Below are 26187 nucleotides of genomic sequence, written 5' to 3'. Positions count from 1 at the left end.
GGGCGCGTGCCCCGTCAGCTCCATCTCTTCGATCGCCCCAGCCGGTTCGTCGCGGGAACGGTCGGCCAGCCCGGGGACAGGACGTTCTACCTGCAGGCCACCGACGACACCGGGCGTACCGTCAGCGTCGCGCTGGAGAAGACGCAGGTGCAGGTCCTGGCCGACCGGATGGACGACCTGCTCGACGAGGTCAGCGGCCGGGCCGGCACGGTGATCCCGCCCGAGGCCGACGTCGACGACCTGGAGCCGCTCACCGCGCCGGTCGACGAGGAGTTCCGCGTCGCCGCGATGGGCCTGGCCTGGGACGGCACCGCCGAGGCCGTCGTCGTGGAGGCGGTGGCCGCCGGCGAGGAGCCGATCGAGGAGGACGTGATCCTCTCCGACAGCGACGAGGGGCCCGATGCGCTGCGGGTGACGATCACCCCCATGGCCGCTCGTGCCTTCATCGCCCGCGCCCGCCGGGTCGTCGCCGCCGGGCGCCCGTCCTGCCCGTTGTGCTCCCTCCCGCTCGACCCGGTGGGCCACGTGTGCCCGCGGCAGAACGGCTACCGCCGCTGAGCGGCGGCCCGCGGTGAGCGAGCAGCCGGCGGAGGGGAGCGACCTCCGCCCGCCCGCCGACGACGCCGAGGCCCTGCAGCTGCTGCGGACCGGCGTGATCGACGTCGAGGGCCGGATGCTCGACGCGTCGAACGTGACCCTGGTCGGCGCCATCCGGTCCGGCGACCTCGCCGCCGAGTGCGTGTACAAGCCGGTCGCGGGGGAGCGGCCCCTGTGGGACTTCCCCGACGGCACCCTCGCCGGCCGGGAGATCTCCGCCCACCTGGTCTCCGAGGCGACCGGCTGGCGGATCGTGCCGCCCACCGTGCTCCGCGAGGGCCCGTTCGGCCCCGGCATGGTGCAGCTGTGGGTGGACGGCGACGAGGACGTCGACCTGGCCGCCTTCGTCCGCCGCGACGACCCGGCGCTGCGTCGCATGGCCGTGTTCGACGCCGTCGTGAACAACGCCGACCGCAAGGGCGGGCACATCATCCCGATGCCCGACGGCCACGTGCACGGCGTGGACCACGGCATCTGCTTCTCCGTCGACCCCAAGCTGCGCACCCTGCTGTGGCGCTGGGCCGGCTCGCCGTTGACCGTCGAGGCGCTGACGGTGCTCGAGCGCCTCGCCGACGAGCTGCGCGGCGACCTCGGGGAGCAGTTGCACGAGCACCTGACCCGTGCGGAGGTGCGCTGCACGCAGCGGCGGGTGGCCGAGCTGCTGCGCACCGGTCGCCACCCCGAGCCCAGCGGGGAGTGGCCCGCCCTGCCCTGGCCGCCCTTCTGAGCGGCGAGATCTGCACACTGGCCCCCGTCAGTGCGCCGTAGGGGGCAACATCGCAGAAGTCGCACGGGGCGCCGTCGTCCTGTCGGTGCCCTGGGCCAGGATCCCGCGCATGCCGCACCGCAGCCGTCTGTCCATCCTGTTGCTGGACCTGCCGCCGCAGCACCACACGGCCGGCACCGCCTTCTGGGCCGGCGCCACGGGGCGCACCGCCGCGCCCGACCCCGACGACGAGAAGTGGGCCTCGCTGGGGTCGTTCGCCGACGGCTGGCACGTCGAGGTGCAGCGGACGGGGGAGGGGACGCCGCCGCGCTGGCACGTCGACGTCGAGACCGACGACATCCCGGCCGAGGTCGCCCGGCTGGAGGCCCTGGGCGCCACCCGGCACCGCGACATGGGCGGCTTCTGGCAGATGCTGGATCCGGCCGGCCTGGTGTTCTGCGTCGTCGGCGTGCAGACCGGCCAGGAGTTCGAGCGGTACGCCGTCACCTGGCCCTAGGTGCGCGCTGCCCCTGCGGTTCCGGCCTCACTCCAGCGTCACGAGGTCGATCATCGCGGCCGCCTGCAGGCCGTCACCGTCGACGGTGAGCACCTCCAGCGGTACCCGGCGCCACACGGCCAGGAGCAGGTCGCCGGCGGTTCCGGTGAGCGCGGCGATCGGGAAGGGCTTCGTGCCGGGGAAGAGGGTGCGCTCGGCGTCGGCGTCCACGGCGTGGAGGACGACGGGGTGCGCGGACTCCGGCGGCCCGTCGGGCAGGGCGGCGGGCACCATGAGCTGCAGCCACTCGTCCAGGCCGTCCAGCCCCACGGGGGCGGGGATCGGGCGCACGTCGCCAAGCACCTGCTCGACGTCGACCGTGTGCACGGTGGCCTCCTGCAGCTGCCGGCGCAGGACGAACGCCACGTCCTTCTGCGGCGCCCAGGTCCACACCCGCTCGGCCGGGTCGGCTCCGGCGAGCGCCGCCTCCAGCTCGGCGCCCTGCGCGGCCACGTACCCCAGCAGCTCGTCGTCGGCGCGGCGCGTCGGCTCGACGTAGGTGGCGAGGTCCCGGGCACGGGTGCGCACCACCCACGCCCAGAAGTGCTGCACCTCGGACAGGTGCCACACCAGGTCGGCCAGCGACCACCCGGGGCACCCGGGGACCGGAGCCGCCCACCCGCGGGCGAGGACTGCCTCCGCGGCGGCGTCGGCGAACCGGGCGTCGACACGCCGCAGGGCCGGCAGGTACTCGTCGAGCTGCATTCGCTCCTCCTCCTGCAGAGGGGCGCCACCGGCGCCTTCCCCTCCGACGTGATGACCCGCACGGACCTGCGGGGCCGGTGCCGTCGGAGACCCGCTCTAGGCTCGTACCGTGCTCTCCTGGTCCGCCCCCCTGCTGCCGACCCTGCCCGGCACGGGCTCCGTGCTCAAGGTCTACGACACCGCTCGCGGTGAGATCGTCGCGACGACGCCGGACCGGACCGCACGGATGTACGTCTGCGGCATCACCCCGTACGACGCCACGCACCTGGGGCACGCCGCCACCTACCTGGCCTTCGACCTGGTCAACCGGGTGTGGCGCGACGCCGGGCACGCCGTCCACTACGTGCAGAACGTGACCGACGTCGACGACCCGCTGCTCGAGCGTGCCGCGCGCGACGGCGAGGACTGGATCGTCCTGGCCATGCGCGAGACGGCACTGTTCCGGGAGGACATGACGGCGCTGCGTGTACTGCCCCCGGAGGACTACGTGGGCGCGGTCGAGTCGATCCCCCGGATCGTGGCGTACATCGAGCAGCTGCTCGACGCCGGGCTGGCCTACGTCCTGGCCGACGGCACCGGCGACATCTACCACGACGTCGCGCAGGCCCCGGGCTTCGGCTCGGAGTCCGGCTACGACGAGGCCACGATGCTGACCTTGTTCGCCGAGCGTGGCGGGGACCCCGACCGGGCGGGCAAGCGCAACCGCCTGGACCCGCTGCTCTGGCGCGGTGAGCGGCCCGAGGAGCCGGCCTGGCCCGGTCCGCGGGGCACCCGCGGCCGGCCGGGCTGGCACGTCGAGTGCGCCGCGATCGCGTTGGACACGATCGGCATGGAGTTCGACGTCCAGGGCGGCGGCAGCGACCTGGTCTTCCCGCACCACGAGTTCTCCGCCGTGCATGCCGAGGCGCTCACCGCCACCAAGCCCTTCGCCCGGGCCTACGTGCACGCCGCGATGATCGGCCTGGAGGGCGAGAAGATGAGCAAGAGCCGGGGGAACCTGGTCTTCGTCTCCAAGCTGCGCGGCGAGGGCGTGGACCCGATGGCCATCCGGCTGGCCCTGCTGTCCGGGCACTACCGCACCGACCGGGAGTGGAGCGACCGGCTGCTCGCCGAGGCGCAGGAGCGGCTGGACACCTGGCGGAGCGCCGTCGGCCGCGAGGCCGGCGCCCCGGCCGGCCCGGTGCTGCACGGGCTGCGCGAGCGACTGTCCGACGATCTCGACAGCCCCGGCGCGATCGCCCTGGTCGACGCCTGGGCCGCCCGCACCCTGGCCGGCGGCGAGGACCTGGAGGAGCACGCGCCGCAGGTCGTCTGCGACGCCGTCGACGCGCTCCTGGGCGTGGAGCTGCAGAACTTCTGATGGCCGGCGTCCTCGACGGTCCGTTCCGGCTCACCGACCGCGCGGCGCGCGAGCGGGCCGAGGAGCAGCTCGCACCCGCCGCGACCCGGGCGGTGGCCAGCCGGGGCCGGGCACGGCCGGAGGCGGAGGACGCGCTGCGCACCGCCTTCGAGCGGGACCGGGACCGGATCCTGCACGCGAAGGCGTTCCGCCGGCTCAAGCACAAGACCCAGGTCTTCCTCAACCCCGACGGCGACCACTTCGTCACCCGGCTGACGCACACGTTGCAGGTGACCCAGGTGGCGCGCTCGCTGGCCCGGGCGCTCGGGCTCAACGAGACGCTGGCCGAGGCGATCGCCCTGGGCCACGACGTGGGGCACTCGCCGTTCGGGCACATCGGCGAGGAGGCCTTCGACCCCTACGTCGACGGCGGCTGGCACCACGCCGCCCAGGGCGTGCGCATCGTGGAGGTGCTGGAGGACCTCAACCTCACCTGGGAGGTGCGCGACGGCATCCGCGCCCACAGCTGGAAGATCGACCCGCCGCCGGCCACCCGTGAGGCCGAGTGCGTGCGCTACGCCGACCGGATCGGTTACCTGTCCCACGACGCGCTGGACGCCGTCCGCGCCGGGGTCATCCGGACCTCCGACCTGCCCGCGCGCGCCGTCGCCGTCTTCGGGCAGCCGGGCAGCGAGATGGTCGGATCCATGATCGACGCCGTCGTCGAGGGCTCGCTGGCGCCGGGCAGCACGCGCGTGGTCATGGCCCCGGAGCCGCTGCAGGCGATGCACGAGCTGCGCGACTTCATGTTCGCCCGCGTGTACGCCTCCGACGTCGCCGCCGGGCAGAAGCACCTGGCGGTCGACGTCATCCGCCGGCTCGTCGACCACCACCTGGCCCACCCCGAGCTCATCCCGGCCAGTTACCGCGACACCGAGGCCGATCCGCTCACCCAGGTCGTCGACTACGTCTCCGGGATGACCGACCGGTTCGCCCTCGCCACGCACGACCGGCTGTTCGACGCCGACGCCTCGGCGCAGATGCGACCACTGCTGCGCAGCGACTGACGACGCGCACGCCCCCAGGCGGCCGTGGCCTGCTTCGATGGCGCCGGCCGCTCAGGCCCCGCCGGCGGGCCCACCCCGGCGGCGCAGGTACCGCTCGAACTCCCGGGCGATCTGGTCGCCGTTGGCCTGCGACAGGTCCACCTCGGTGGCCCGCTCCTCCAGCGAGCGCACGTACTCGACGACCTCGGCGTCCTCGCTGGCCATCTCGTCGACGGTCTTCACCCAGTCCTCGGCCTGCTGCGGCAGGGCCCCGAGCGGCACCGTGATCTCCAGGACCTCCTCCACGCGCTGCAGCAGGGCGACGGTGGCGCGGGGCGACGGCGGCTGCGACACGTAGTGCGGGACGGCGGCCCAGAAGCTGATCGCCGGCAGCCCGGCCTGCACGCAGGCGTCCTGGAACACACCGAGGATCCCGGTCGGGCCTTCGTAGCGGGAGGTCTCCAGCCCGTAGGCCCGTGCGGACTCCTGGTCGTAGGCCGACCCGGTCACCGGCGTGGGCCGGGTGTGCGGGGTGTCGGCCAGCAGCGCGCCGAGCGCGACCACGATGGAGGCGTCGAGCTCGTCGAGGATCTCCAGCAGCTCCTCGCAGAAGCTGCGCCAGCGCATGTTCGGCTCGATGCCCCGGATGAGGACCACGTCGCGGTCCAGCCCCTCGGGCCGGGCCACGGAGATGCGGGTGGTGGGCCATTCGATGCGCCGGCTCACCCCGTCGATCAGGGAGACCGTGGGCCGGTTGACCTGGAAGTCGTAGTAGTCCTCGGGGTCGAGGGCGGCCAACGGCTTCGCGTCCCAGATCAGCTCGAGGTGCTCGACGGCCCCCGTGGCGGCGTCCCCGGCGTCGTTCCAGCCCTCGAACGCCACCACGACCACCGGGTCGGTGAGCTGCGGCAGGTCATCGGCGTCGGACTGAGGATCGATCACCCCTGTGAGCCTACGTCGCTCCGGCCGTGCCGCCCGGCCGTGCGCCGCGGGGTCCGGCCGCCGAACGCCCTCGTGGGCGGGCGTGGCGGCCCGCCACGCCTGCTGCACCGCCGGTGTGCCAGGTGCGAAGATGGGAGCCGACATCGGGAACGCCCAGGCCTGGGCCAGCCCGCCGGGGTGACGGAGCGCGAGGCCCGCACGCCCATCGAGTCTTGAACCACTGGGGATCACCGTGTCCGAGTCACCCGCCCTCCGTCCCGATGCGACGGCGCGGCTCCGCGCGCTGCTGGAGGAAAGGATCCTGGTGCTCGACGGCGCTATGGGGACGGCGATCCAGCGGGACCGTCCCGACGAGGCCGGGTACCGCGGGGAGCGTTTCGCCGACTGGCCCAGCGACGTGCAGGGCAACAACGACCTGCTCAGCCTGACCCAGCCCGAGCTCATCGCCGGCATCCACCGCGAGTACCTCGAGGCCGGGGCGGACCTCGTCGAGACCAACACCTTCAACGCCACGACGATCTCGCTGGCCGACTACGGCATGCAGGAGCTGGCCTACGAGCTGAACGTGGCCTCCGCCCGGCTCGCCCGCCGCGAGGCCGACGCGATGACCGAGCGGACGCCCGGCCGGCCGCGCTTCGTCGCGGGGGCGATCGGCCCCACCAGCCGGACGGCATCGATCTCACCGGACGTCAACGATCCCGGCGCCCGCAACGTCGGCTTCGACGACCTGGTCGCCGCCTACCTCGAGCAGGCGAACGGCCTGGTGGACGGCGGCGTCGACGCGCTGCTGATCGAGACGATCTTCGACACGCTGAACGCCAAGGCGGCCATCTTCGCCCTGGAGACGTTGTTCGAGCAGCGCGGCCGGCGCTGGCCGGTGCTGATCTCCGGCACGATCACCGACGCCTCCGGACGGACGCTCTCCGGGCAGGTCACCGAGGCGTTCTGGAACTCCGTGCGGCACGTGCAGCCGCTGCTGATCGGGTTGAACTGCGCCCTCGGCGCCAAGGAGATGCGGCCCTACATCGCGGAGATGGCGCGGGTCGCCGACACCTTCGTCTCCTGCTACCCGAACGCCGGGCTGCCCAACGCCTTCGGCGAGTACGACGAGTCGCCCGCCGAGACGGCCGCCATCGTCGCGGAGTTCGCCGAGAGCGGCCTGGTCAACCTCGTGGGTGGCTGCTGCGGCACCACGCCGGCGCACATCGCGGCGATCGCCGGCGCCGTGGCGGGGCTGCCGCCACGGACGCCGGCGCAGACGTCCCCGGCGCTGCGCCTGTCCGGCCTGGAGCCGCTGACCGTCACCGAGGAGAGCCTCTTCGTCAACGTCGGCGAGCGCACCAACATCACCGGCTCCGCCCGCTTCCGGAACCTGATCAAGGCGGGCGACTACCCGGCTGCCCTCGCCGTCGCCCGCCAGCAGGTGGAGGCCGGCGCCCAGGTCATCGACGTCAACATGGACGAGGGGATGATCGACGGCGTCGAGGCGATGGACCGCTTCACCAAGCTCATCGCCGCCGAGCCCGACATCTGCCGCGTCCCGGTGATGGTCGACTCCTCGAAGTGGGAGGTCATCGAGGCGGGCCTGAAGAACGTCCAGGGCAAGGCGATCGTCAACTCCATCTCGCTGAAGAACGGCGAGGAGGAGTTCGTCCGCGAGGCCCGGCTCTGCCGCCGGTACGGCGCCGCGGTCGTCGTCATGGCGTTCGACGAGGACGGCCAGGCCGACGACCTCCAGCGGCGCATCGACATCTGCCGGCGGGCCTACGCGGTGCTCACCGAGCAGGTCGGGTTCCCGGCCGAGGACATCATCTTCGACCCGAACGTCTTCGCCGTCGCCACCGGCATCGAGGAGCACGCCAACTACGGCGTCGACTTCATCGAGGCGACCCGCTGGATCAAGCAGAACCTGCCCGGCGCGCTGGTCTCCGGCGGGGTCTCCAACGTCTCCTTCTCCTTCCGCGGCAACAACCGCGTCCGCAAGGCCATCCACGCGGTGTTCCTCTTCCACGCCATCCGGGCCGGCATGGACATGGGCATCGTCAACGCCGGCGCGCTCGAGGTCTACGACGAGGTGCCGGTCGAGCTGCGGGAGCGGATCGAGGACGTCGTCCTCAACCGCCGCCCCGACGCCACCGAGCGGCTGCTGGAGATCGCCGGCGACTACGCCGGGGACGGCGCGGCGCGCGAGGTCGCCACCGAGGAGTGGCGCTCCCTGCCGGTGGGGGAGCGGATCACCCACGCGCTGGTGAAGGGCATCGACGCACACGTCGAGGACGACACCGAGGAGCTGCGGCGCGAGATCGCCGAGCGCGGCGGGCGGCCGATCGAGGTGATCGAGGGACCGCTGATGGACGGCATGAACGTCGTCGGCGACCTGTTCGGCGCCGGCAAGATGTTCCTGCCGCAGGTGGTCAAGTCCGCCCGGGTGATGAAGAAGGCCGTCGCCTACCTCATCCCGTTCATCGAGGCGGAGAAGCAGCCCGGCGACGCCGAGCGCAGCAACGGCAAGGTCGTCATGGCCACCGTGAAGGGCGACGTCCACGACATCGGCAAGAACATCGTCGGCGTCGTCCTGCAGTGCAACAACTACGACGTGGTCGACCTGGGCGTCATGGTGCCGGGGCAGAAGATCCTGGACGCCGCCAAGCAGGAGGGCGCCGACATCATCGGGCTCTCCGGTCTGATCACCCCCTCGCTGGACGAGATGGTGAACCTGGCCGCCGAGATGGAGCGCCAGGGGTTCGAGATCCCGCTGCTCATCGGCGGCGCGACCACCTCGCGGGCGCACACCGCCGTCAAGGTGGCGCAGAGGTACTCCGGCCCGGTGATCTGGGTGAAGGACGCCTCGCGCTCGGTCCCGGTCGTCGCCGCCCTGCTCTCCGACGAGCAGCGCCCGAGGCTGCTGGCCGAGACCGACGCCGACTACGCGGCGCTCCGGGAGCGGCACGCCGCCCGCCAGGACAGCCGCGCCCTGCTCCCGCTCGCCGAGGCACGCGCGAACCCGACGCCGATCGACTGGAGCGGCTACGCCCCGCCCCGGCCGCGGATGCTGCTGCAGCAGGCGAAGGACGTCTGCGAGGGCCCGGCCTGCGCCCTCGGGGAGGCCACCCAGTTCGTCCGGCACTTCCACGACTACCCGCTCGAGGAGCTGCGCGGCTACATCGACTGGCAGCCGTTCTTCAACGCCTGGGAGATGCGCGGCCGGTTCCCCGACATCCTGCACAACCCGGCGACCGGCGAGGCCGCCCGGCGGCTGTACGACGACGCCCAGCAGATGCTGGACCGGATCGTCGCGGAGAAGTGGCTGCGGGCCAGCGGCGTCCTCGGGCTGTTCCCGGCCAACCGTGTCGACGGCGAGGACATCGAGGTCTACACCGACGAGTCCCGCACCGCCGTGCGGGCGACCCTGCACCAGCTGCGGCAGCAGACCGAGGGCCGCGACGGCTCGCCGCGCAAGTCACTGGCGGACTTCGTGGCGCCGAAGGACACCGGCCTGCGCGACTACGTCGGTGCGTTCGCGGTGACGGCCGGGCTGGGCGCGGCCGAGCGGGTGGCGGCGTTCAAGAAGGACAACGACGACTACAGCGCGATCATGCTGGAGGCGCTGGCCGACCGGCTGGCCGAGGCGTTCGCCGAGCGGCTGCACGAGCGGGTGCGCCGGGAGTTCTGGGGCTACGCCGCCGACGAGGCGCTGGACAACGAGGCCCTCATCGCCGAGAAGTACCGCGGCATCCGGCCGGCCCCGGGCTACCCGGCCTGCCCCGAGCACACCGAGAAGCAGACGATCTGGGACCTTCTCGACGTCGAGGCGGCCACCGGTATCGAGCTCACCGAGAGCCTCGCCATGTGGCCGGGTGCGGCGGTGAGCGGCCTCTACTTCGCGCACCCGCAGGCCCAGTACTTCGTGCTGGGCCGGGTCGGGCGGGATCAGGTCGAGGACTACGCCCGGCGCAAGGGCTGGACGCTCGCGGAGGCGGAGAAGTGGCTCTCACCCAACCTCGGCTACCGGACCGAGGACGAATGAAGGACCCCCGTCCCCCTCACCCCTCGCCGGCTCGGGGCGAGCCTCTGGACGGAGGCCGTTCCAGCGCGTTGCGGGCGGTGCTGTTCGACATGGACGGCACGCTCGTGCAGACGGAGGAGTACTGGGGCGAGGCGATGTTCGAGCTCGCCGGACGGCTCGGGGGGCGGATGTCGGCCGAGGCGCGGGCCCGCACGGTGGGCACGAGCATGCCGACGGCGATGGGCATCCTCTACGCGGACCTCGGCATCAGCGCCACCGCCGAACAGCTCGCTGTGGACGCGGCCTGGATCGAGGAGCGGGTCGGCGTGCTCATGGCCGGCGGCGTCGTGTGGCAGCCCGGCGCCCGGGAACTGCTGTCCGCGGTGCGGGCCGCGGGCCTGGCCACCGCCTTGGTGACGACGACGCCCCGCCGGCTCGCCGACATCGTGCTTGCGAGCATCGCGACGGACCTCGGCGGCAGCCCGTTCGACCTGACCGTCTGCGGCGACGAGGTTCCCGCGCGCAAGCCGGACCCGGCCCCCTACCTCCAGGCAGCCGCAGCGCTGGGCGTCCAGCCCGACTCCTGCGTGGTGGTGGAGGACTCGCTGGTCGGCGTGACCGCCGGGCTGGCCGCCGGGATGGCGGTGCTGGGCGTGCCCGCGATGCAGCCGGTCCCGCCGGCACCGGGGCTCACGCTGGTGGAGACGCTCGTGGGGGTCGGGGTGCCGGAGCTCGAGGCGGTGCTCACCGCCCGCGAGGTGGCGAGCGCCGCCCCGCGCTGAGTTCCGGGGGCCGCGACTATGCCGTGCCGAGGTCGTCGTAGCAGAACGAGGCGCTGCCCACCGGATCGACGTGGACGGTACGTGGCCCGTCGGGGACGGTTGCGGTGAAGGTGACGGTCCCCCTGCGCCGGCGCGGGCCCGCCAGCTCGTCGCGTACGAGGACGACCATCCGGTCGAGGCAGTCGGCCGAGTCGTCGCCGTGGACGTCGTGCTCATGGTCCGGGAGGCCGACGACGATCTCCCGCCCGGACCTCGCCGTCGCCGTGACCTCGATCGGCGGGTCCCAGAGCCCGGCAGCAGCGTCGCGCAGGGCGTCGATCTCGGCCTGCAGCCGGGCGCGGTGCTCCCGGGTGATCCGGGCGAGCTGGAGGTCGAGGACCGCCCGCGCCTGACCGGGGGTGAACCCGTAGGCCGTTTGCAGCCTTCGCACGGCGTCGGAGTCGTCGGCCGCGTCGCCCAGCAGTGCGCCCAGGCGGCTCGGGTCCGCCGTGGCGGCGGCGAACGCCGTCAGGATCTCGAGCCTCTTGTCGGGATGCACGGTCACAGTCTCGCTGGTCACTGGTCCCGGTGAAGAGGTGTCGCGGCCTGCGTGCCGGCGCTCGCAGCGGACGCGGGCCGAGGACCGACCCGGCGGGACATGCATGCCGCACACTCCGGTCGGTCAGCCGAGGTATTCCTTGTAGGTCCGTGCCGCCGGACGCAGTCCGACGGCCTCGTAGAACGCGAAGGCCGCCGGGTCGTCGGCAGAGAGCTGCAGCTTGTAGCAGCCGGTCCGGCGGCCGTGCTCCCGTGCGGCGCCCAGGAGGGTCGCTCCCACGCCGGTGCGGCGGTGGGTGCCGTCCACGACGACGTTCTCGACCAGCAGGTAGGGCTCACCGGCGTGAGCCGTGTTGGCGACCACCGTGACATCCGCCGTCCCGACCACGGTTCCGGCGGCCTCGGCGACGAGGACCGTGCGCCCGGGTGTCGTCATGGTGCTGGCCCAGGCGTCCTGCACCCGCAGCGTCTCGTCGTGCTCGAGCTCCGGGTACAGCTGGCGGTACAGATCCAGCACGGCGGCGAGATCCGCCGGCACGGCGGCGCGAACGGTCACCGCGCCGGTCACACCGGCGTCACCGGCAGGGTCGTCCGCCAGCCGGCTGACGCTGCGGCCTCCGCCGGGAAGGGCGGGGGAGTGCCGCCGAACGCCGGGCACAGCGCCTGGTGGTCGCACCAGCCGCAGAGCCGGCTCTTGTTCGGCCGGAACTCACCCGTGGCGACGGCCCGCTCGATTGCCGACCAGATGGCCAGCAGCGTGCGCTCGAAGCGCACGAGCTCGGCCTCCTCCGGGGCGTAGGTGAGCGCGTCGCCGTCGCCGAGGTAGAGCAGCTTGAGCTGAGCGGCCACCACCCCGCGGGTGCGCCAGAGCACCAGCGCGTAGAACTTCATCTGGAACAGCGCCTTGGACTCGAACGCCTCGCGCGGCATCGACCCGGTCTTGTAGTCGACCACCCGGAGCGCGCCGTTGGGGGCGATGTCCAGCCGGTCGACGTAACCGCGCAGCAGCAGTCCGTCGGGCAGCGTGACCTCGACGAGCTCCTCCCGACCCGCCGGCTGGATGCGGCGCGGGTCCTCCAGCGAGAAGTACCTCTCGACGAGCTTCCCGGCCGAGGCCAGCCAGGCCGCCACCGACTCGGGCGCGTTCGCATCGCTCTCGGCGCCCTCGTCCTGGCCGGTTGCGAACAGCTCGGCGATGCCCGGCTCGTCGCGCAGCTCGGCCCACGCCGGCTCGAGCAGCTCCAGGGCGCTCTCCGGGGTGCGCTGCGCCGGGGGCAGGTCGTAGAGGCGTTCCAGCACGGAGTGGACGAGGGTGCCGCGGACGGCGGCCAGGCTCTTGCGCTCGGGCAGCCGGTCGATGGTGCGGAAGCGGTAGAGCAACGGGCAGGTCTTGAAGTCCGCCGCCCGGCTGGGCGAGAGCGAGGGGCGGCGCGGTGCGGTCACCTCGGCGGGGGGCTCGGTCCCGCCGTCGGGCGTGCCGGGTCGCGGGTCGGTGTCCACCATCGCCGTCATGCACCCGAGGCTAGGTCGCGCCTCCGACAGTTCCGAGTGTCCGCGCCGCATCGGCGTCCCGGGTCACAGCGGCGGCGTCCGTACGCTGGTCGCCCGTGACCAGTGAGCAGGAGCCGGGGACCGACGTCGTCGACGAGGCGCAGCAGGCGCCGGACGAGGCGGGGGAGAGCCCCTCCGCGCAGCGGGCCGAGCCCGTGGAGGGCGCGTTCGTCGCGGGGGACCGGGTGCAGCTGACCGACCCCAAGGGCCGGCTGCACACCGTCGTCCTGACGCCCGGCAAGCAGTTCCACACCCACCGCGGCGCCATCGAGCACGACGACCTCATCGGTGCGCCCGAGGGGTCGGTCGTGCACTCGACGGCCAACACCGGGTACCTGGCGCTGCGCCCGCTGCTCGCCGACTACGTGCTCTCCATGCCGCGCGGCGCGCAGGTGATCTACCCGAAGGACGCCGCGCAGATCGTCGGTTTCGGCGACATCGGGCCCGGCATGCGGGTGCTGGAGGCCGGCGCCGGCTCCGGCGCGCTCAGCTGCTCGCTGCTCCGGGCCGTCGGCGCCGGGGGCTCGCTGACCAGTTACGAGCGGCGCGAGGACTTCGCCGACGTCGCGCGCACGAACGTCGGCGCCTTCTTCGGCGAGGTCCCGAGCAACTGGAGCCTGCGGCTGGGCGATCTGGCCGACCACCCGGCCGACGAGGTGGTCGACCGGGTCGTCCTGGACATGCTGGAGCCGTGGGCGGTCCTGCCGACGGTCGCCGCCGCGCTGCGTCCCGGGGGCGTGCTGGTGGGCTACGTCGCCACCGTCACCCAGCTGTCCACCTACGTGGAGGCGCTGCGCGCGCAGGGCGTGTGGACCGAGCCCTACGCCTGGGAGACCCTGATGCGGCCGTGGCACGCGGTCGGCCTGGCCGTGCGCCCGGAGCACCGGATGGTCGCCCACACCGCCTTCCTCGTCACCGCACGCCGCCTGGCCGAGGGCGCGGTCGCCCCCGTCCGCCAGCGCCGCGCGCAGAAGCACTGAAGGAGGACCCTCCTGCCCCCACCGCTCGCACGCTCGCGGCGGGCCCCTGCAGGAGGGCCGTTCCAGCACCTCAGTAGCACCCCGCCACGGACCCCGCGAGGCGACGGCGAAGTGTCGTCGCGCGTGTATAGATTTGCGTCCTGGCTCCCCCGACAGTGCGGAGGTGCGTGATGGGCCTGGGTCCTGACGAGATGAAGGCGCGGCGTGAGCGTGACGTCGCCTCGCTGCTCAGCCAGATCTCCTACCTCGAGGAGGAGATCAGCCTGCTCCGCCGCAAGGTGGCAGACAGCCCGCGCCAGGTGCGCGCGCTGGAGGAGCGGATAGCGGAGGCGGAGGGCCGGGCCGCCTTCCTCTCCGAGCGCAACGACAAGCTGGCCGGCACGCTGCGCGACGCGCGGGAGCAGCTGGTCACGCTCAAGGAGGAGGTCGACCGGCTCGGGCAGCCACCCTCGGGCTACGGCATCTTCCTGACCCGGTTCGACGACGGGACCGTCGACGTGTTCACCGGCGGCCGCAAGCTGCGGGTGTCGGTCTCGCCGAACGTCGAGGTGGACACCCTGCGCCCCGGCCAGGAGGTCATGCTCAACGAGGCGATGAACGTCGTGGAGGCGCGGGACTTCGAACGCCAGGGCGACGTCGTCATGCTCAAGGAGCTGCTGGAGCCCGTCGACGGCGTCACCCCACGGGCGCTGGTCATCGGGCACACCGACGAGGAGCGCGTCGTCTACCTGGCCGACTCGCTCACCGGCCAGCCGCTGCGGGTCGGCGACTCGCTGCTGCTGGAGAGCCGGTCGGGCTACGTCTACGAGCGGATCCCCAAGAGCGAGGTCGAGGAGCTCGTCCTCGAAGAGGTCCCCGACATCGACTACACCGACATCGGCGGGCTGTCCCGGCAGATCGAGCAGATCCGCGACGCCGTCGAGCTGCCGTTCCTGCACGCCGATCTCTTCCGCGAGTACCAGCTGCGCCCGCCCAAGGGCATCCTGCTGTACGGCCCGCCCGGCTGCGGCAAGACGCTGATCGCCAAGGCCGTGGCCAACTCGCTGGCGAAGAAGGTCGCCGCCGTCCGTGGCGAGGGCGTCCACCAGGCGAAGTCCTACTTCCTCAACATCAAGGGCCCCGAGCTGCTCAACAAGTACGTCGGGGAGACCGAGCGGCACATCCGGCTGGTGTTCCAGCGCGCGCGGGAGAAGGCCAGCGAAGGCACGCCGGTCATCGTGTTCTTCGACGAGATGGACTCGATCTTCCGCACCCGCGGCTCGGGGGTCTCCTCCGACGTCGAGTCGACGATCGTCCCGCAGCTGCTCAGCGAGATCGACGGCGTCGAGGGCCTGGAGAACGTCATTGTCATCGGCGCCTCGAACCGCGAGGACATGATCGACCCGGCGATCCTGCGGCCCGGCCGGCTCGACGTGAAGATCAAGATCGAGCGGCCCGACGCCGAGGCCGCGCGCGACATCTTCAGCAAGTACCTGGTGCCCGACCTGCCGCTGCACCCCGACGACCTCGCCGAGCACGGTGGCAACCGCGAGGCGACGATCGCCGCGATGATCCAGCGCACCGTCGAGCGCATGTACACCGAGAGCGAGGAGAACCGCTTCCTCGAGGTCACCTACGCCAACGGTGACAAGGAGGTCCTCTACTTCAAGGACTTCAACTCCGGCGCCATGCTGCAGAACATCGTCGACCGCGCGAAGAAGATGGCGATCAAGGAGCGGCTGGAGACCGGGACCGGGGGCCTGCGGGTCGGCCACCTGATGCAGGCGTGCCTCGACGAGTTCAAGGAGAACGAGGACCTGCCCAACACGACCAACCCCGACGACTGGGCGCGGATCTCGGGCAAGAAGGGCGAGCGGATCGTCTACATCCGCACGCTCATCAGCGGCAAGGGGAACGAGGCCGGGCGCGCCATCGACACGGCGACCAACACCGGCCAGTACCTCTAGGCACGACGACGGACGGCCCGGCCACCACGCGGTGGCCGGGCCGTCCGGCTGCCCGTGGCTCCCTGATGATCAGGTCACCTGATCATCAGGGGTCCTGGCTCACGATCGGTCGTGAGCCAGGACCCCCTGTGCTGAGCCAGGACGGCGGCGAGCCGGAGCCGCTCGTCCGCGGGGTCAGCCCAGGCGGAGGACCTGGCCGGGGTGGATGAGGCCCGGGTCGGCGCCGATGACGTCGCGGTTGGCCTCGTACAGGGTCTGCCACTGCAGCCCGTTGGCCGATGCGATCCCCGACAGCGTGTCACCTGCCTGGACCGTGTACTGCTGCCCGGCGTCGGCCGGCGCGGGCGCCGGTGCCTCGGCCGTGGGGGCCGGGGCGGCTGCCGGAGGCGTGGCGCTGCCGGCCTTGTCCGCCTCGGTCAGGCCCAGCTTCGCCGAGCAGGCCGGCCAGGCGCCCCAGCCCTGGACCGCAAGGGTCTTCTCGGCGATCGCGATCTGCTGCTCGCGGGTGGCGAGGTCGGCCCGCGGGGCGTACTCGGTGCCGCCGAACCCCTCCCAGGTGGGCTGGTAGAACTGCAGGCCGCCGTAGTAGCCGTTCCCGGTGTTGATGGACCAGTTGCCGCTGCTCTCGCACTGCGCGAGGCGGTCCCAGGTCTCGTCGTCGGCGGCAGCAGCGGTGCCCGTGCCCAGGAACGGCGCCAGGAGCAGGGCGCCGGTGGCGGCGAGGCCGGCGGTGCGCCGCCGGAAGACGCGGGTGGACGGGCCGGAGGTGGTGCTCGGGTTCGTCATGATCCTCTCGAACGGCGGTCGCCCACGCGGCCGGCCCACCGAACGGGGGCAGCACGCTCCACCCACGGAGCCGGATCGACGGAGAAGGACCACTGCCGCTGGGCGGAGAGGGCGCGCGGCGCGTCCGAAAGATGCGGGGTACCGGCTCGACGGCCGTGGCCCGCGTTCGTCCCGATGACCGCGCTGGTGCGGCCGGGGCACCACCGAGGCTACGGAACCGATCCGGTATGTGCCAGGTCCGCGGCTCGATGCCGGCACCGGTCCCCGGAGCGGCCTCGGCCTAGGGTTGGGCCATGAGCGTGCGGCGGGTCATGGGCACCGAGGTCGAGTACGGCATCTCGGTGCCGCGGCAGCCGGGGGCGAACCCGACCACGCTGTCGAGCCTCGTCGTGAACGCGTGGGCGGTGGCCGATGCGCCGACGCCCCGCCGTCCCCGGTGGGACTTCGAGGAGGAGTCACCGCTGCGCGACGCCCGGGGCTTCGACCTGACCCCGGCCCAGGCCCTGGACCACAACGACCTCGACGAGGACTCCGGGATGGCCAACGTCATCCTGACCAACGGCGCGCGCCTCTACGTCGACCACGCGCACCCGGAGTACTCGACGCCGGAGGTCACCACCCCGCGCGACATCGTCCTGTGGGACAAGGCGGGGGAGCGGGTCATGGCTGAGGCCGCCCGCCGCGCAGTGCAGATCCCCGGCACGCACCCGATCCAGCTCTACAAGAACAACACCGACGGCAAGGGCGCGTCCTACGGCGCGCACGAGAACTACCTGATGGACCGGCGGACGCCGTTCATCGACATCATCCGCGGGCTGGTGCCGTTCTTCGTCACCCGGCAGGTGTTCGCCGGCTCCGGCAAGGTCGGCATCGGGACGGAGAGCCGGACGCCGGGGTTCCAGCTCTCGCAGCGCGCCGACTTCTTCGAGGTCGAGGTGGGTCTGGAGACGACCCTGAAGCGGCCGATCATCAACACGCGCGACGAGCCGCACGCCAACCCCGACGAGTACCGCCGGCTGCACGTGATCATCGGCGACGCGAACCTGGCGGAGCTGTCCACCTACCTCAAGGTCGGGACGACGTCGCTGGTGCTGGCCATGATCGAGGCGCGGGCCCTGCCCTCCGACCTCGCGATCGAGGAGCCGGTGGCCGAGCTGCAGGCGGTCAGCCACGACCCTTCGCTCACCCACCGGGTCCGGCTCCGCGACGGACGGCAGCTGACCGCGATCGAGGTGCAGCGGCTCTACCTGGAGGCGGCCGAGCGCTTCGTGGCGACCCGCGGGGAGGCCGACGAGCAGACCACCGACGTGCTGCACCGATGGGCGGCGGTCCTCGACGACCTGGCGGCCGACCCGATGCGCCTCGCCGACCAGCTGGACTGGCCGGCGAAGCTGCGGCTGCTCGAGGGGTACCGCTCCCGCGACGGCCTGGACTGGAACGACTCGCGGCTGCAGCTGGTCGACCTGCAGTACTCCGACGTCCGGCCGGACAAGGGGCTCTACAACCGGCTGGTCGCCCGCGGGGCCATGCAGCGGCTGCTCACCGATGACGAGGTGACGCGCGCGATGGTGACCCCACCGGCGGACACCCGGGCGTTCTTCCGCGGCGAGTGCCTGCGCCGCTTCCCGACGCAGATCGCCGCCGCCTCCTGGGACTCGGTGGTCTTCGACCTGGGCCGGGAGAACCTGGTGCGCATCCCGACGCTCGAGCCGTTGCGGGGCACCCGGGAGCACGTCGGCGCGCTCTTCGAGGCCTCCGCGACGGCCCAGGAGCTCGTCGACACGATCACCGGCCCCTGACCGGCCGTCCTCACCGATGGGCGGTCTCCACCGCCCTCGGCCGACGGACGCCGGATGTCGGTTCCTGCGGGTACTTTCCTGACCAGCACCAGCCACGAGAAGGACCGGAGGGCAGCATGGCCACCAGGGACACCGGCGGGCAGCAGAAGGCGACGCGGTCGCGCGAGGAGAACGAGGAGATCGAGGCGTCGGTCGACTCGGAGGTGGCCGAGCGCCACAAGGAGATGACCGAGGACGTCGATTCGTTGCTGGACGAGATCGACGACGTCCTCGAGGAGAACAGTGAGGACTTCGTGCGTGCGTACGTACAAAAAGGGGGCCAGTGACCAAGATCATCTTCTGGTGAAGAAGCTGATCGGTGGACACCGAGTTCTGTCGTGACTGCCGGGCGCACCGCCCCGTCTCCGACTTCAGCAAGAACAAGAGATCGCGTGACGGACTCGCCTTCTACTGCCGCACGCATCTCGCCGAACGAGCTGCCAAGAGCCGGGAAGCCCGCCGTCTCCAACCACGCAAGCACCGGCTGGCACCGAAGGGCCTCGACGTCCCGGAAGGCTCGAAGTGGTGTCCCGACTGCGGCGAGGTGAGGGCGTTCGAGCAGTTCCCGAAGACGCGCACGACCCGCTCCGGGCACGCCACCTACTGCCTCCCGTGCCACAACGCCCGCGGCCACGCCTCGCGTGCGAAAGCGGGCGGCGCACGCTCGTACCACCTCACACGGCGGTATGGCATCACGGCGGCCGAGGCGGATGTGATGCTCGAAGTACAGGGCGGGGTCTGCGCCATCTGCCGCACCGCGCCCGCCCAGCACGTCGACCACGACCACGCGACGGGCGCCGTCCGGGCGCTGTTGTGTTTCAACTGCAACGGCGGGCTCGGCCAGTTCAGGGACGATCCGGAGGTGTTGCGCGCGGCCGCGGACTACGTCCGCTTCCACACCCTGAGCCAGCGCATCACGGCCATGTTCTCGGCTGCCGGCCTCGGCCCGGTCCGAGCCATCCGGGTGGAGCGACCGCCGGTAGGGTCGCCCTGACGCCGAGGAGCACGAAGCTCCCGGCGGAGCAACGGGTGGACGCCGGCGCATGCAGGCGGGAGAGGCGGATGGGTGAACGAGTCGTCAGCTGGCCGGAGCGGGTTCCCGCCCGCGTACCTGGACCGGGTGGGTTCCTCGTTCACCGACTTCCTCGGGTCCACCGCGCCCGACCTGCTGCCCGGTCGGCGCCCGGTCCCGCAGCTGCCCGTGGGTGACATCGCCCCGCACGGCACCACGATCGTCGCCGCGACCTACGCCGGCGGCGTGCTCATGGGTGGCGACCGGCGCGCCACCATGGGGAACCTGATCTCCAGCCGCGACATCGAGAAGGTCTACCCGGCCGACTCCTACAGCGTCATCGGCATCGCCGGCGCCGCGGGCATCGCCATCGAGATGGTGAAGCTCTACCAGGTCGAGCTCGAGCACTACGAGAAGATCGAGGGCCTCACCCTCTCCCTCGACGGCAAGGCCAACCGCCTGGCGCAGATGATCCGCGGGAACCTCGGCGCGGCGCTGCAGGGCCTGGCCGTCGTCCCGCTGTTCGCCGGCTTCGACCTCGACGCCGCCCCCGGCGAGCTCCCGGGCCGGATCTTCAGCTACGACGTCACCGGCGGGAACTACGAGGAGCGCGGCTACGCCACGGTCGGCTCCGGCTCGCTGTTCGCCCGGAACAGCCTCAAGAAGACGTGGCGGCAGGGCCTGGACGCCGCAGCCGCGACCCGCACCGTCGTCGAGGCCCTCTACGACGCGGCCGACGACGACTCGGCCACCGGCGGTCCCGACCCGGTCCGGCGGCTGTACCCGATCGTCTACCGGGTCGACGCCGAAGGCGCCGTCCGGCTCACCGACGCCGAGATCGCCGCCGTCGCCGACGCCATCGTGACCGAGCGCGCGGCCGCCGAGCGCCAGAATGCGGCCGGGGAGGCCTGAGCCATGACCATGCCCTACTACGCCTCCGCCGAGCAGGTCATGCGCGACCGCTCGGAGTACGCCCGCAAGGGCATCTCCCGCGGTCGCAGCGTCGCCGTCCTCACCTACGTCGACGGCGTGCTGCTCATCGCCGAGAACCCCAGCTCCACGCTGCACAAGATCGGCGAGATCTACGACCGCATCGGCTTCGCCGCGGTCGGCCGCTACAGCGAGTTCGAGAGCCTGCGCGTCGCCGGCGTCCGGCTGGCCGATGTCCGCGGCTACTCCTACAACCGCCGCGACGTCACCGGCCGGGTGATCGCCAACGCCTACGCGCAGACCCTCGGCGCCATCTTCACCGAGCAGATGAAGCCCTACGAGGTCGAGCTGTGCGTCGCCGAGGTGGGGGAGACCCCCGAGCGCGACCAGCTCTACCGGCTCACCTTCGACGGCTCGGTCGTCGACGAGCCCGACTTCGTGGTCATGGGCGGCCAGGCCGACGCCGTCACCGGGCACCTGCGCGACCACTTCCACGCCGGCATGGGGCTCGCCGACGCGCTCAAGGTCGGCGTCGACGCCCTCTCCGCGGTCAGCCCCGCCACCGCGGGGAGCGGTGACGGCGGTCCGTCGCGGCTGACCGCCCAGCAGCTGGAGGTCGCCGTCCTGGACAGGCGGCGCCCCAAGCGGGCGTTCCGCCGCGTCGTGGGCACCGCCCTGCACACCCTGCTCGGTGACGGCGAGACCGGTACCGAGGGGACGCAGCCGCCCACCTCCGCCCACGTGCCCAGCCACCCCGCCCCGGGCACGCCGGCCGGGCTCGGTGACCCCGCCGCTCCCGACACCGCCGGGGGCGCCACCGACAGCGGCGAGGGGCATCCGCAGTCGGGCGGATGACCCGCGCGTACGGGGTAGGGGAGCGGGCATGCCGGACTACGAACTCAACGACGACGCGCTCGCGCAGGCGAGGAAGCTCATCGACGACGGGAAGTACGACGACGAGACCGAATGGTCCGACGCCGCACCGTCCGCCGACGACGGCAATGCCGAGATCGACGCGCATGGCTGGGACGGCTACGCCGCCTGGCACCTCGCCGTCGATCCGGACGCCGGCGAGGAGACGAAGAAGCGCTACCACTTCCCGTACGGCGACTTCTCGAAGGTCAACCGGGCCGCGCTGATCCACGGCAAGCAGCGGGCGTCTCAGAACGGGCACGACGAGATCGAGCAGGCGTTCGACGACCTGCTGCAGCGGCTCGACGCGAAGCGGTAGCGCCCCGCCGGTCCGGCGGTGGGCCGGTGTCGCTTCCGGCGCCTAGGCTCGGAGCGTGGACCGACGGATCTTCGGCATCGAGACCGAGTACGGCGTCACGTGCACCTTCAAGGGGCAGCGCCGGCTGTCACCGGACGAGGTGGCCCGCTACCTGTTCCGACGGGTGGTCTCGTGGGGGCGCAGCTCCAACGTCTTCCTGCGCAACGGCTCCCGGCTCTACCTCGACGTCGGCAGCCACCCCGAGTACGCGACGGCCGAGTGCGACGACCTCTCCGAGCTCGTCGTCCACGACAAGGCCGGCGAGCGGATCCTGGAAGGCCTGCTGGTCGACGCCGAGCAGCGCCTGGCCGAGGAGGGCGTCACCGGCGACATCTACCTGTTCAAGAACAACACCGACTCGGCCGGCAACAGCTACGGCTGCCACGAGAACTACCTCGTCGGTCGGCACGGAGAGTTCGGCCGGCTGGCCGACGTCCTGATCCCGTTCCTCGTCAGCCGGCAGATCGTCGTCGGCGCCGGCAAGGTCCTGCAGACCCCGCGCGGCGCGCTGTACTGCGTCAGCCAGCGGGCGGAGCACATCTGGGAGGGCGTCTCCAGCGCCACCACGCGGTCCCGGCCGATCATCAACACCCGCGACGAGCCGCACGCCGACGCCGAGCGCTACCGGCGGCTGCACGTCATCGTCGGTGACTCGAACATGAGCGAGACGACGACGCTGCTCAAGGTCGCCATGACCGACCTCGTACTGCGCATGATCGAGGCGGGCACCCCGATCCGCGACATGACGCTGGAGAACCCGATCCGGGCGATCCGCGAGATCAGCCATGACATGACCGGCCGCCGGAAGGTGCGGCTGGCCGGCGGCCGCGAGATGTCGGCGCTGGAGATCCAGGCCGAGTACCACAGCCGCGCCACCGAGTTCGCCGACCGCGAGGGCTGCACCCCGGTGCACCGGCAGATGCTCGAACTGTGGGGGCGGGTGCTCAAGGCCGTCGACAGCGAGGACCTCAGCCTGATCGACCGCGAGATCGACTGGGCCATCAAGTACAACCTGCTGGAGCGCTACCGCGCCAAGCGCGACCTGCCGCTGTCCTCGCCGCGCATCGCGCAGATGGACCTGGCCTATCACGACATCAGCCGCACCCGGGGGCTGTACTACCTGCTCGAGCGCAACGGCCAGGTCGACCGGGTGGCGCACGAGCCGCGGGTCTTCGAGGCGAAGAACGTGCCCCCGCAGACCACCCGCGCCAAGCTGCGCGGCGAGTTCATCCGCAAGGCGCAGGAGAAGCGGCGCGACTTCACCGTCGACTGGGTGCACCTCAAGCTCAACGACCAGGCGCAGCGGACCGTGCTGTGCAAGGACCCGTTCAAGTCCGTCGACGAGCGCGTGGAGAAGCTCATCGCCAGCATGTGAGCTGCCGAGTCATGCGAACTCGTGGTCATCGGTCGCTGATGGCCCCGAGTTCGCATGACTCGCCGTTCCGGGACGGCGTCAGGCGTCGGGCATGGAGACGGTCTCGGCCGAGCCCTCCGCATCTTCGGGCACCGGCACCTGGAGCGCCGCGTAGCGCCCGGCCGCCGCCGCGGCCAGGAAGTAGGCCCGCTCCTCGGGGTAGCCGCGGCCCATCGTGCGCAGCGGGACGGGTGAGAGCCCCAGCGCGGCGTCGAGCCCGTCGGTGTCCACCCAGACGACGGTGTTCCGCTCCGGCTGGCTCGCCAGGTCCTCGTCCACCTGACCGCCGAGCTCGGAGGAGAGCCCACGGGGCGCCACCAGGGTCACGCCGCCCAGCGCCACCCGCCCGAACGCGGTCAGCGAGTGGTGGGAGACGCCGCGGTGGCGCGGGCGCGGATCGGCGTCGGAGATGCGCAGGGCCCCGACCGGCAGGCCGCCCAGGACGCTGACGGCGTTGCACGCCTCGCCCGCGGCCACCCCGGAGAAGCCCCACGGCGTTCCCGTGCCCAGGTTGCCGGGCCCCTGCGTGACGACCGCCAGGTCGGCGTGCAGCACGTGCCTCGCCGCCAGCAGCCCGGTGTGGAGCGTGACCGCCTCCAGGTCACCGCCGTAGGCCTGACCGGCGGTCACCACGCCGGCCAGCGAGGGCTTGAGCGCGCCCACCGTGCGGGAGAACGCGGCGGGCAGCGCCCCGCCGTCGGTCATCACGTAGGCGACCTTGAGATCGGGGTCGGTCGCCAGCATCCCGATCAGGACCGCCGGCAGGGCCGAGTGCAGGTCGGCCACGACGACCGGCATCCCGCCGAGGTCGTCGGCGTCCGCGATCGTCGCGTGGTGCTCGGTTTCCTGCTCGTCGACGCCCTGCACCATCACCTGCAGCGGCGTGTACCGGGCCTTCACCAGGTGCCCGGGGCCCTCGGGGTCCGGGGGCAGCCGGTCGGGGACGGCCACCACCATCGCGTAGCCGCCGGTGCCCAGCTCCCGCGCCAGCGCGGTGGTGTTGAGCAGCACCTCGTCGCCCACCTCGGGGACGCCGACGAGGGAGGGGTAGGCCAGCGCCCGCAGCTCGCCGTCATCGGCCACCTCGACGGTCAGCTCCAGCGCGTCGCGCCAGGCCCGGCCGGTCGCGGTGACCCGGCCCCGCCGCCAGCGGATCCGGGATGCGGGCGCGGACGGGGGAGCACTGGTCATACCCGCAGGCTAACCAGCACGCCGCCGCGCGGCCGGGCGACGACGGCTCCCCGGCGGGCTGACTAGCCTGGGGGCCATGGCGGCCAAGCGGGCGGAGCGACTGGTCAACCTGGTCATCGCGCTGCTCAGCACCCGGCAGTACGTGACGGCGGCGCGCATCCGCGCCACCGTGCCCGGGTACGAGCCCGACGACGGCAGCGACCGGGCCGACGAGGCGTTCAAGCGCATGTTCGAGCGGGACAAGGCCGAGCTGCGCGAGATGGGCGTGCCCCTCGAGACCGGGCGCACCAGCGTCTTCGACACCGAGGACGGGTACCGCATCGCCCGCGCCGACTACGAGCTGCCCGAGATCCACCTCACCGGGGAGGAGGCAGCCGCCGTGGGCCTGGCACTGCGGCTGTGGGAGTCCGCGCAGCTGGCCGGCACCGCGCAGAGCGCCCTGGTGAAGCTCAAGGCCGCCGGGGTCGACGTCGACTCGTCCCGGGCGCTGCCGATCAAGCCCCGCCTGGACCGGGGTGAGGCGGCGTTCGAGCCCTGCTACGCCGCGGCCCGCGACCGGCGCCGGCTGCAGTTCGACTACCGGCGCCCCGACGAGGACGCCGCGACCCGCCGGGACGTCCAGCCGTGGGGGGTGGTGGCCTGGCACGGGCGCTGGTACCTGGTCGGGCACGACCTGGACCGGCGGGCGCCGCGGGTGTTCCGGCTCTCCCGCGTCGTCGGCACGCCGAAGGCCGTGGGCCCGGTGGGGGCGTTCGAGCCGCCGCCCGACCTCGACCTGACCGCGGTCGTCGCCGGGCAGGTGCAGGGGGAGGAGTACCTCATCGTGGTGCGGGCGCGGCCGGGAACCGCCGTGGGGCTGCGCCGGCACGCCACCTCCCTCGGCCCGGCCGACGACGGCACCGGTGAGGTGGAGGACCGGCTGCAGCTGCGCACCACCGAGCCGTGGGCCCTGGCCGACCAGATCGCCGCCTACGGCGCCGACGTCGTGGTGGAGGCGCCGACCGACATGCGGGACGCCGTGATCGCCCGGTTGACCCGCCTGGCCGCGATGGGGACGCGCCCGTGAGCGCCGGGGGCGCGACCGACCGGATGACCCGGTTGCTGGCCCTGATCCCGTACCTCACCGCCCGTCCCGAGGGCGTGGCGCTCGCCGAGGCTGCCCGCGACTTCGGCGTCCCCGAGCGGCAGCTGCAGCGCGACCTGGAGCTGCTCTGGATGTGCGGGCTGCCCGGCTACGGTCCCGGCGACCTGATCGACGTCGCCTTCGAGGGGGACCGGGTCCGGGTCACGTTCAGCGCGGGGATGGTGCGGCCGCTGCGGCTGACCACCGACGAGGCGGTCGCGCTGGTCGTCGCGCTGCGCACGCTGCTGGAGCTGCCCGGCCTGGCCGAGCGCGACGCCGTGAGCCGGGCGCTGGCCAAGGTCTCGGCAGCCACTGGTGACGCGGCGGCCCGGATGGCGCCGCTGGCCGTGAGCGTCGACGCCCGGGAGGAGACCCTGGCGCTCGCCCGGCAGGCGCTGCAGGACCGGCGCGCGGTGCACCTGCACTACTACGTGCCGGCCCGCGACGAGCGCACCGAGCGCACCGTCGACCCGATGCAGCTGCTCTACGTCGACGGGCACTGGTACCTCGAGGCCTGGTGCCGCCGGGCCGAGGGCGTCCGGCTGTTCCGGCTCGACCGGGTGGACGAGGCCACGGTGCTGGACGAGCCCGCCGCCGCGCCGCCGCAGGCGACCAGCCGCAGCATCGACGACGGGCTCTACCAGCCCGGCCCCGACACCCCGGCCGTGCGCCTGCGGCTGGCCCGCAGCGCCCGGTGGGTCGCCGACTACTACCCGACCGAGGACGTGACGCCCGTCGACGACCCGCCCGGTGGGCTGGCCGTCACCGTGCGCACGGCGGACCTGGCCTGGGCGCGGCGGCTGGTCGCGATCCTGGGCGGCAACGCGGTGGTGGAGGAGCCGGCCGAGATCGGCGCGCAGGTCGCCGCCGAGGCCCGGGCCGCCCTGGCCCGGTACGGGGTGGCGCCCGGCGGCGCGGGCTAGGGTTCGG

Annotated in this window: 25 protein-coding genes; 18 read left to right on the top strand and 7 right to left on the bottom strand. The window is 72.7% G+C overall.

Going from position 1 to position 26187, the window contains the following annotated elements; all coding sequences use genetic code 11:
• Positions 1 to 6 precede the first annotated feature (6 nt).
• From ACI79Q_RS00295 to ACI79Q_RS00285, 3 genes are all read left to right on the top strand, one after another.
• A complete protein-coding gene (locus ACI79Q_RS00295) occupies positions 7 to 558 on the top strand; it encodes a DUF3090 family protein (RefSeq protein WP_456587882.1) in 552 nt (183 codons plus the stop codon).
• Positions 559 to 571: 13 nt separating this feature from the next.
• Entirely contained in the window at positions 572 to 1324 is a 753-nt protein-coding gene (locus ACI79Q_RS00290) for an SCO1664 family protein (RefSeq protein ID WP_456587881.1), read from the top strand.
• A gap of 109 nt (positions 1325 to 1433) precedes the next feature.
• Entirely contained in the window at positions 1434 to 1820 is a 387-nt protein-coding gene (locus tag ACI79Q_RS00285) for a VOC family protein (protein ID WP_456587880.1), read from the top strand.
• Between the two features lie 27 nt (positions 1821 to 1847).
• Here the strand turns inward: ACI79Q_RS00285 and ACI79Q_RS00280 are convergent, their stop codons facing one another.
• Positions 1848 to 2564 carry a maleylpyruvate isomerase family mycothiol-dependent enzyme gene (locus ACI79Q_RS00280; RefSeq protein ID WP_456587879.1) on the bottom strand — a complete coding sequence of 239 codons (717 nt, stop codon included), beginning with the start codon at positions 2562 to 2564 and terminating at the stop codon, positions 1848 to 1850.
• 109 nt (positions 2565 to 2673) lie between these two features.
• Between ACI79Q_RS00280 and mshC the strand changes: the two genes are divergently transcribed.
• A complete protein-coding gene (gene mshC, locus ACI79Q_RS00275; protein ID WP_456587878.1) occupies positions 2674 to 3924 on the top strand; it encodes a cysteine--1-D-myo-inosityl 2-amino-2-deoxy-alpha-D-glucopyranoside ligase in 1251 nt (416 codons plus the stop codon).
• On the top strand, positions 3924 to 4970 hold the full coding sequence (locus tag ACI79Q_RS00270; RefSeq protein WP_456587877.1) for an HD domain-containing protein: 1047 nt from the start codon (positions 3924 to 3926) through the stop codon (positions 4968 to 4970). The genes mshC and ACI79Q_RS00270 overlap by 1 nt, the downstream gene beginning before the upstream one ends.
• Positions 4971 to 5021: 51 nt before the next feature.
• Here the strand turns inward: ACI79Q_RS00270 and ACI79Q_RS00265 are convergent, their stop codons facing one another.
• Positions 5022 to 5891 (bottom strand): PAC2 family protein, encoded by an 870-nt coding sequence (locus ACI79Q_RS00265; protein ID WP_456613901.1) that lies wholly within the window; start codon positions 5889 to 5891, stop codon positions 5022 to 5024.
• A gap of 232 nt (positions 5892 to 6123) precedes the next feature.
• Here ACI79Q_RS00265 and metH point away from each other — a divergent pair, with 232 nt between their 5' ends.
• Both metH and ACI79Q_RS00255 read left to right on the top strand, forming a co-directional pair.
• Complete coding sequence (metH, locus tag ACI79Q_RS00260) at positions 6124 to 9918, top strand: methionine synthase (RefSeq protein ID WP_456613900.1); 3795 nt, start codon at positions 6124 to 6126, stop codon at positions 9916 to 9918.
• 77 nt (positions 9919 to 9995) lie between these two features.
• Positions 9996 to 10679 carry an HAD family hydrolase gene (locus tag ACI79Q_RS00255; RefSeq protein ID WP_456587874.1) on the top strand — a complete coding sequence of 228 codons (684 nt, stop codon included), beginning with the start codon at positions 9996 to 9998 and terminating at the stop codon, positions 10677 to 10679.
• A gap of 16 nt (positions 10680 to 10695) precedes the next feature.
• Here the strand turns inward: ACI79Q_RS00255 and ACI79Q_RS00250 are convergent, their stop codons facing one another.
• The 3 genes from ACI79Q_RS00250 to ACI79Q_RS00240 all read right to left on the bottom strand — a co-directional run bounded on the left by ACI79Q_RS00250 (position 10696) and on the right by ACI79Q_RS00240 (position 12728).
• Positions 10696 to 11217 (bottom strand): hypothetical protein, encoded by a 522-nt coding sequence (locus ACI79Q_RS00250; protein ID WP_456613899.1) that lies wholly within the window; start codon positions 11215 to 11217, stop codon positions 10696 to 10698.
• Positions 11218 to 11340: 123 nt separating this feature from the next.
• On the bottom strand, positions 11341 to 11772 hold the full coding sequence (locus ACI79Q_RS00245; RefSeq protein ID WP_456613898.1) for an N-acetyltransferase family protein: 432 nt from the start codon (positions 11770 to 11772) through the stop codon (positions 11341 to 11343).
• An 8-nt stretch (positions 11773 to 11780) separates the two neighbouring features.
• The gene (locus ACI79Q_RS00240; protein ID WP_456613897.1) at positions 11781 to 12728 is read right to left on the bottom strand and encodes a RecB family exonuclease; all 948 of its coding nucleotides are present in this window, start codon (positions 12726 to 12728) and stop codon (positions 11781 to 11783) included.
• Between the two features lie 95 nt (positions 12729 to 12823).
• On the opposite strand from ACI79Q_RS00240, the gene ACI79Q_RS00235 reads away from it, so the two are divergent.
• Positions 12824 to 13747: a tRNA (adenine-N1)-methyltransferase gene (locus tag ACI79Q_RS00235; RefSeq protein ID WP_456587870.1), complete on the top strand. Its 924-nt coding sequence runs from the start codon at positions 12824 to 12826 to the stop codon at positions 13745 to 13747.
• Between the two features lie 170 nt (positions 13748 to 13917).
• Positions 13918 to 15693, top strand: coding sequence for a proteasome ATPase (gene arc / locus ACI79Q_RS00230; RefSeq protein ID WP_456587869.1), 1776 nt, complete (start codon positions 13918 to 13920; stop codon positions 15691 to 15693).
• 174 nt (positions 15694 to 15867) lie between these two features.
• On the opposite strand, the gene ACI79Q_RS00225 is transcribed toward arc, so the two are convergent.
• On the bottom strand, positions 15868 to 16479 hold the full coding sequence (locus ACI79Q_RS00225) for a transglycosylase family protein (RefSeq protein WP_456587868.1): 612 nt from the start codon (positions 16477 to 16479) through the stop codon (positions 15868 to 15870).
• 293 nt (positions 16480 to 16772) lie between these two features.
• Between ACI79Q_RS00225 and dop the strand changes: the two genes are divergently transcribed.
• From dop to pafA, 7 genes are all read left to right on the top strand, one after another.
• A complete protein-coding gene (gene dop, locus ACI79Q_RS00220) occupies positions 16773 to 18278 on the top strand; it encodes a depupylase/deamidase Dop (protein ID WP_456612269.1) in 1506 nt (501 codons plus the stop codon).
• A 116-nt stretch (positions 18279 to 18394) separates the two neighbouring features.
• On the top strand, positions 18395 to 18604 hold the full coding sequence (locus tag ACI79Q_RS00215) for a ubiquitin-like protein Pup (RefSeq protein ID WP_456587866.1): 210 nt from the start codon (positions 18395 to 18397) through the stop codon (positions 18602 to 18604).
• Between the two features lie 32 nt (positions 18605 to 18636).
• The gene (locus tag ACI79Q_RS00210; protein ID WP_456613896.1) at positions 18637 to 19311 is read left to right on the top strand and encodes an endonuclease VII domain-containing protein; all 675 of its coding nucleotides are present in this window, start codon (positions 18637 to 18639) and stop codon (positions 19309 to 19311) included.
• Between the two features lie 72 nt (positions 19312 to 19383).
• Positions 19384 to 20241 (top strand): proteasome subunit beta, encoded by an 858-nt coding sequence (gene prcB / locus ACI79Q_RS00205; RefSeq protein WP_456587864.1) that lies wholly within the window; start codon positions 19384 to 19386, stop codon positions 20239 to 20241.
• Between the two features lie 3 nt (positions 20242 to 20244).
• A complete protein-coding gene (gene prcA, locus ACI79Q_RS00200; protein WP_456587863.1) occupies positions 20245 to 21114 on the top strand; it encodes a proteasome subunit alpha in 870 nt (289 codons plus the stop codon).
• A gap of 28 nt (positions 21115 to 21142) precedes the next feature.
• Positions 21143 to 21490, top strand: a complete 348-nt coding sequence (locus ACI79Q_RS00195) for a hypothetical protein (RefSeq protein ID WP_456587862.1) — start codon at positions 21143 to 21145, stop codon at positions 21488 to 21490.
• A 55-nt stretch (positions 21491 to 21545) separates the two neighbouring features.
• The gene (gene pafA / locus ACI79Q_RS00190) at positions 21546 to 22904 is read left to right on the top strand and encodes a Pup--protein ligase (RefSeq protein ID WP_456587861.1); all 1359 of its coding nucleotides are present in this window, start codon (positions 21546 to 21548) and stop codon (positions 22902 to 22904) included.
• A gap of 78 nt (positions 22905 to 22982) precedes the next feature.
• Here pafA and ACI79Q_RS00185 read toward each other — a convergent pair whose 3' ends face one another.
• Positions 22983 to 24134: a DUF3866 family protein gene (locus ACI79Q_RS00185; RefSeq protein ID WP_456613895.1), complete on the bottom strand. Its 1152-nt coding sequence runs from the start codon at positions 24132 to 24134 to the stop codon at positions 22983 to 22985.
• Positions 24135 to 24210: 76 nt separating this feature from the next.
• Between ACI79Q_RS00185 and ACI79Q_RS00180 the strand changes: the two genes are divergently transcribed.
• Positions 24211 to 25200: a helix-turn-helix transcriptional regulator gene (locus ACI79Q_RS00180; RefSeq protein WP_456587859.1), complete on the top strand. Its 990-nt coding sequence runs from the start codon at positions 24211 to 24213 to the stop codon at positions 25198 to 25200.
• The gene (locus ACI79Q_RS00175; RefSeq protein WP_456595651.1) at positions 25197 to 26180 is read left to right on the top strand and encodes a helix-turn-helix transcriptional regulator; all 984 of its coding nucleotides are present in this window, start codon (positions 25197 to 25199) and stop codon (positions 26178 to 26180) included. The genes ACI79Q_RS00180 and ACI79Q_RS00175 overlap by 4 nt, the downstream gene beginning before the upstream one ends.
• Positions 26181 to 26187: the final 7 nt, after the last annotated feature.

The organism is Blastococcus sp. SYSU DS0828, from assembly GCF_054050975.1.
Note: the sequence above shows the minus strand (reverse complement) of the source record. Positions and strands in the feature narration are given on the sequence as shown.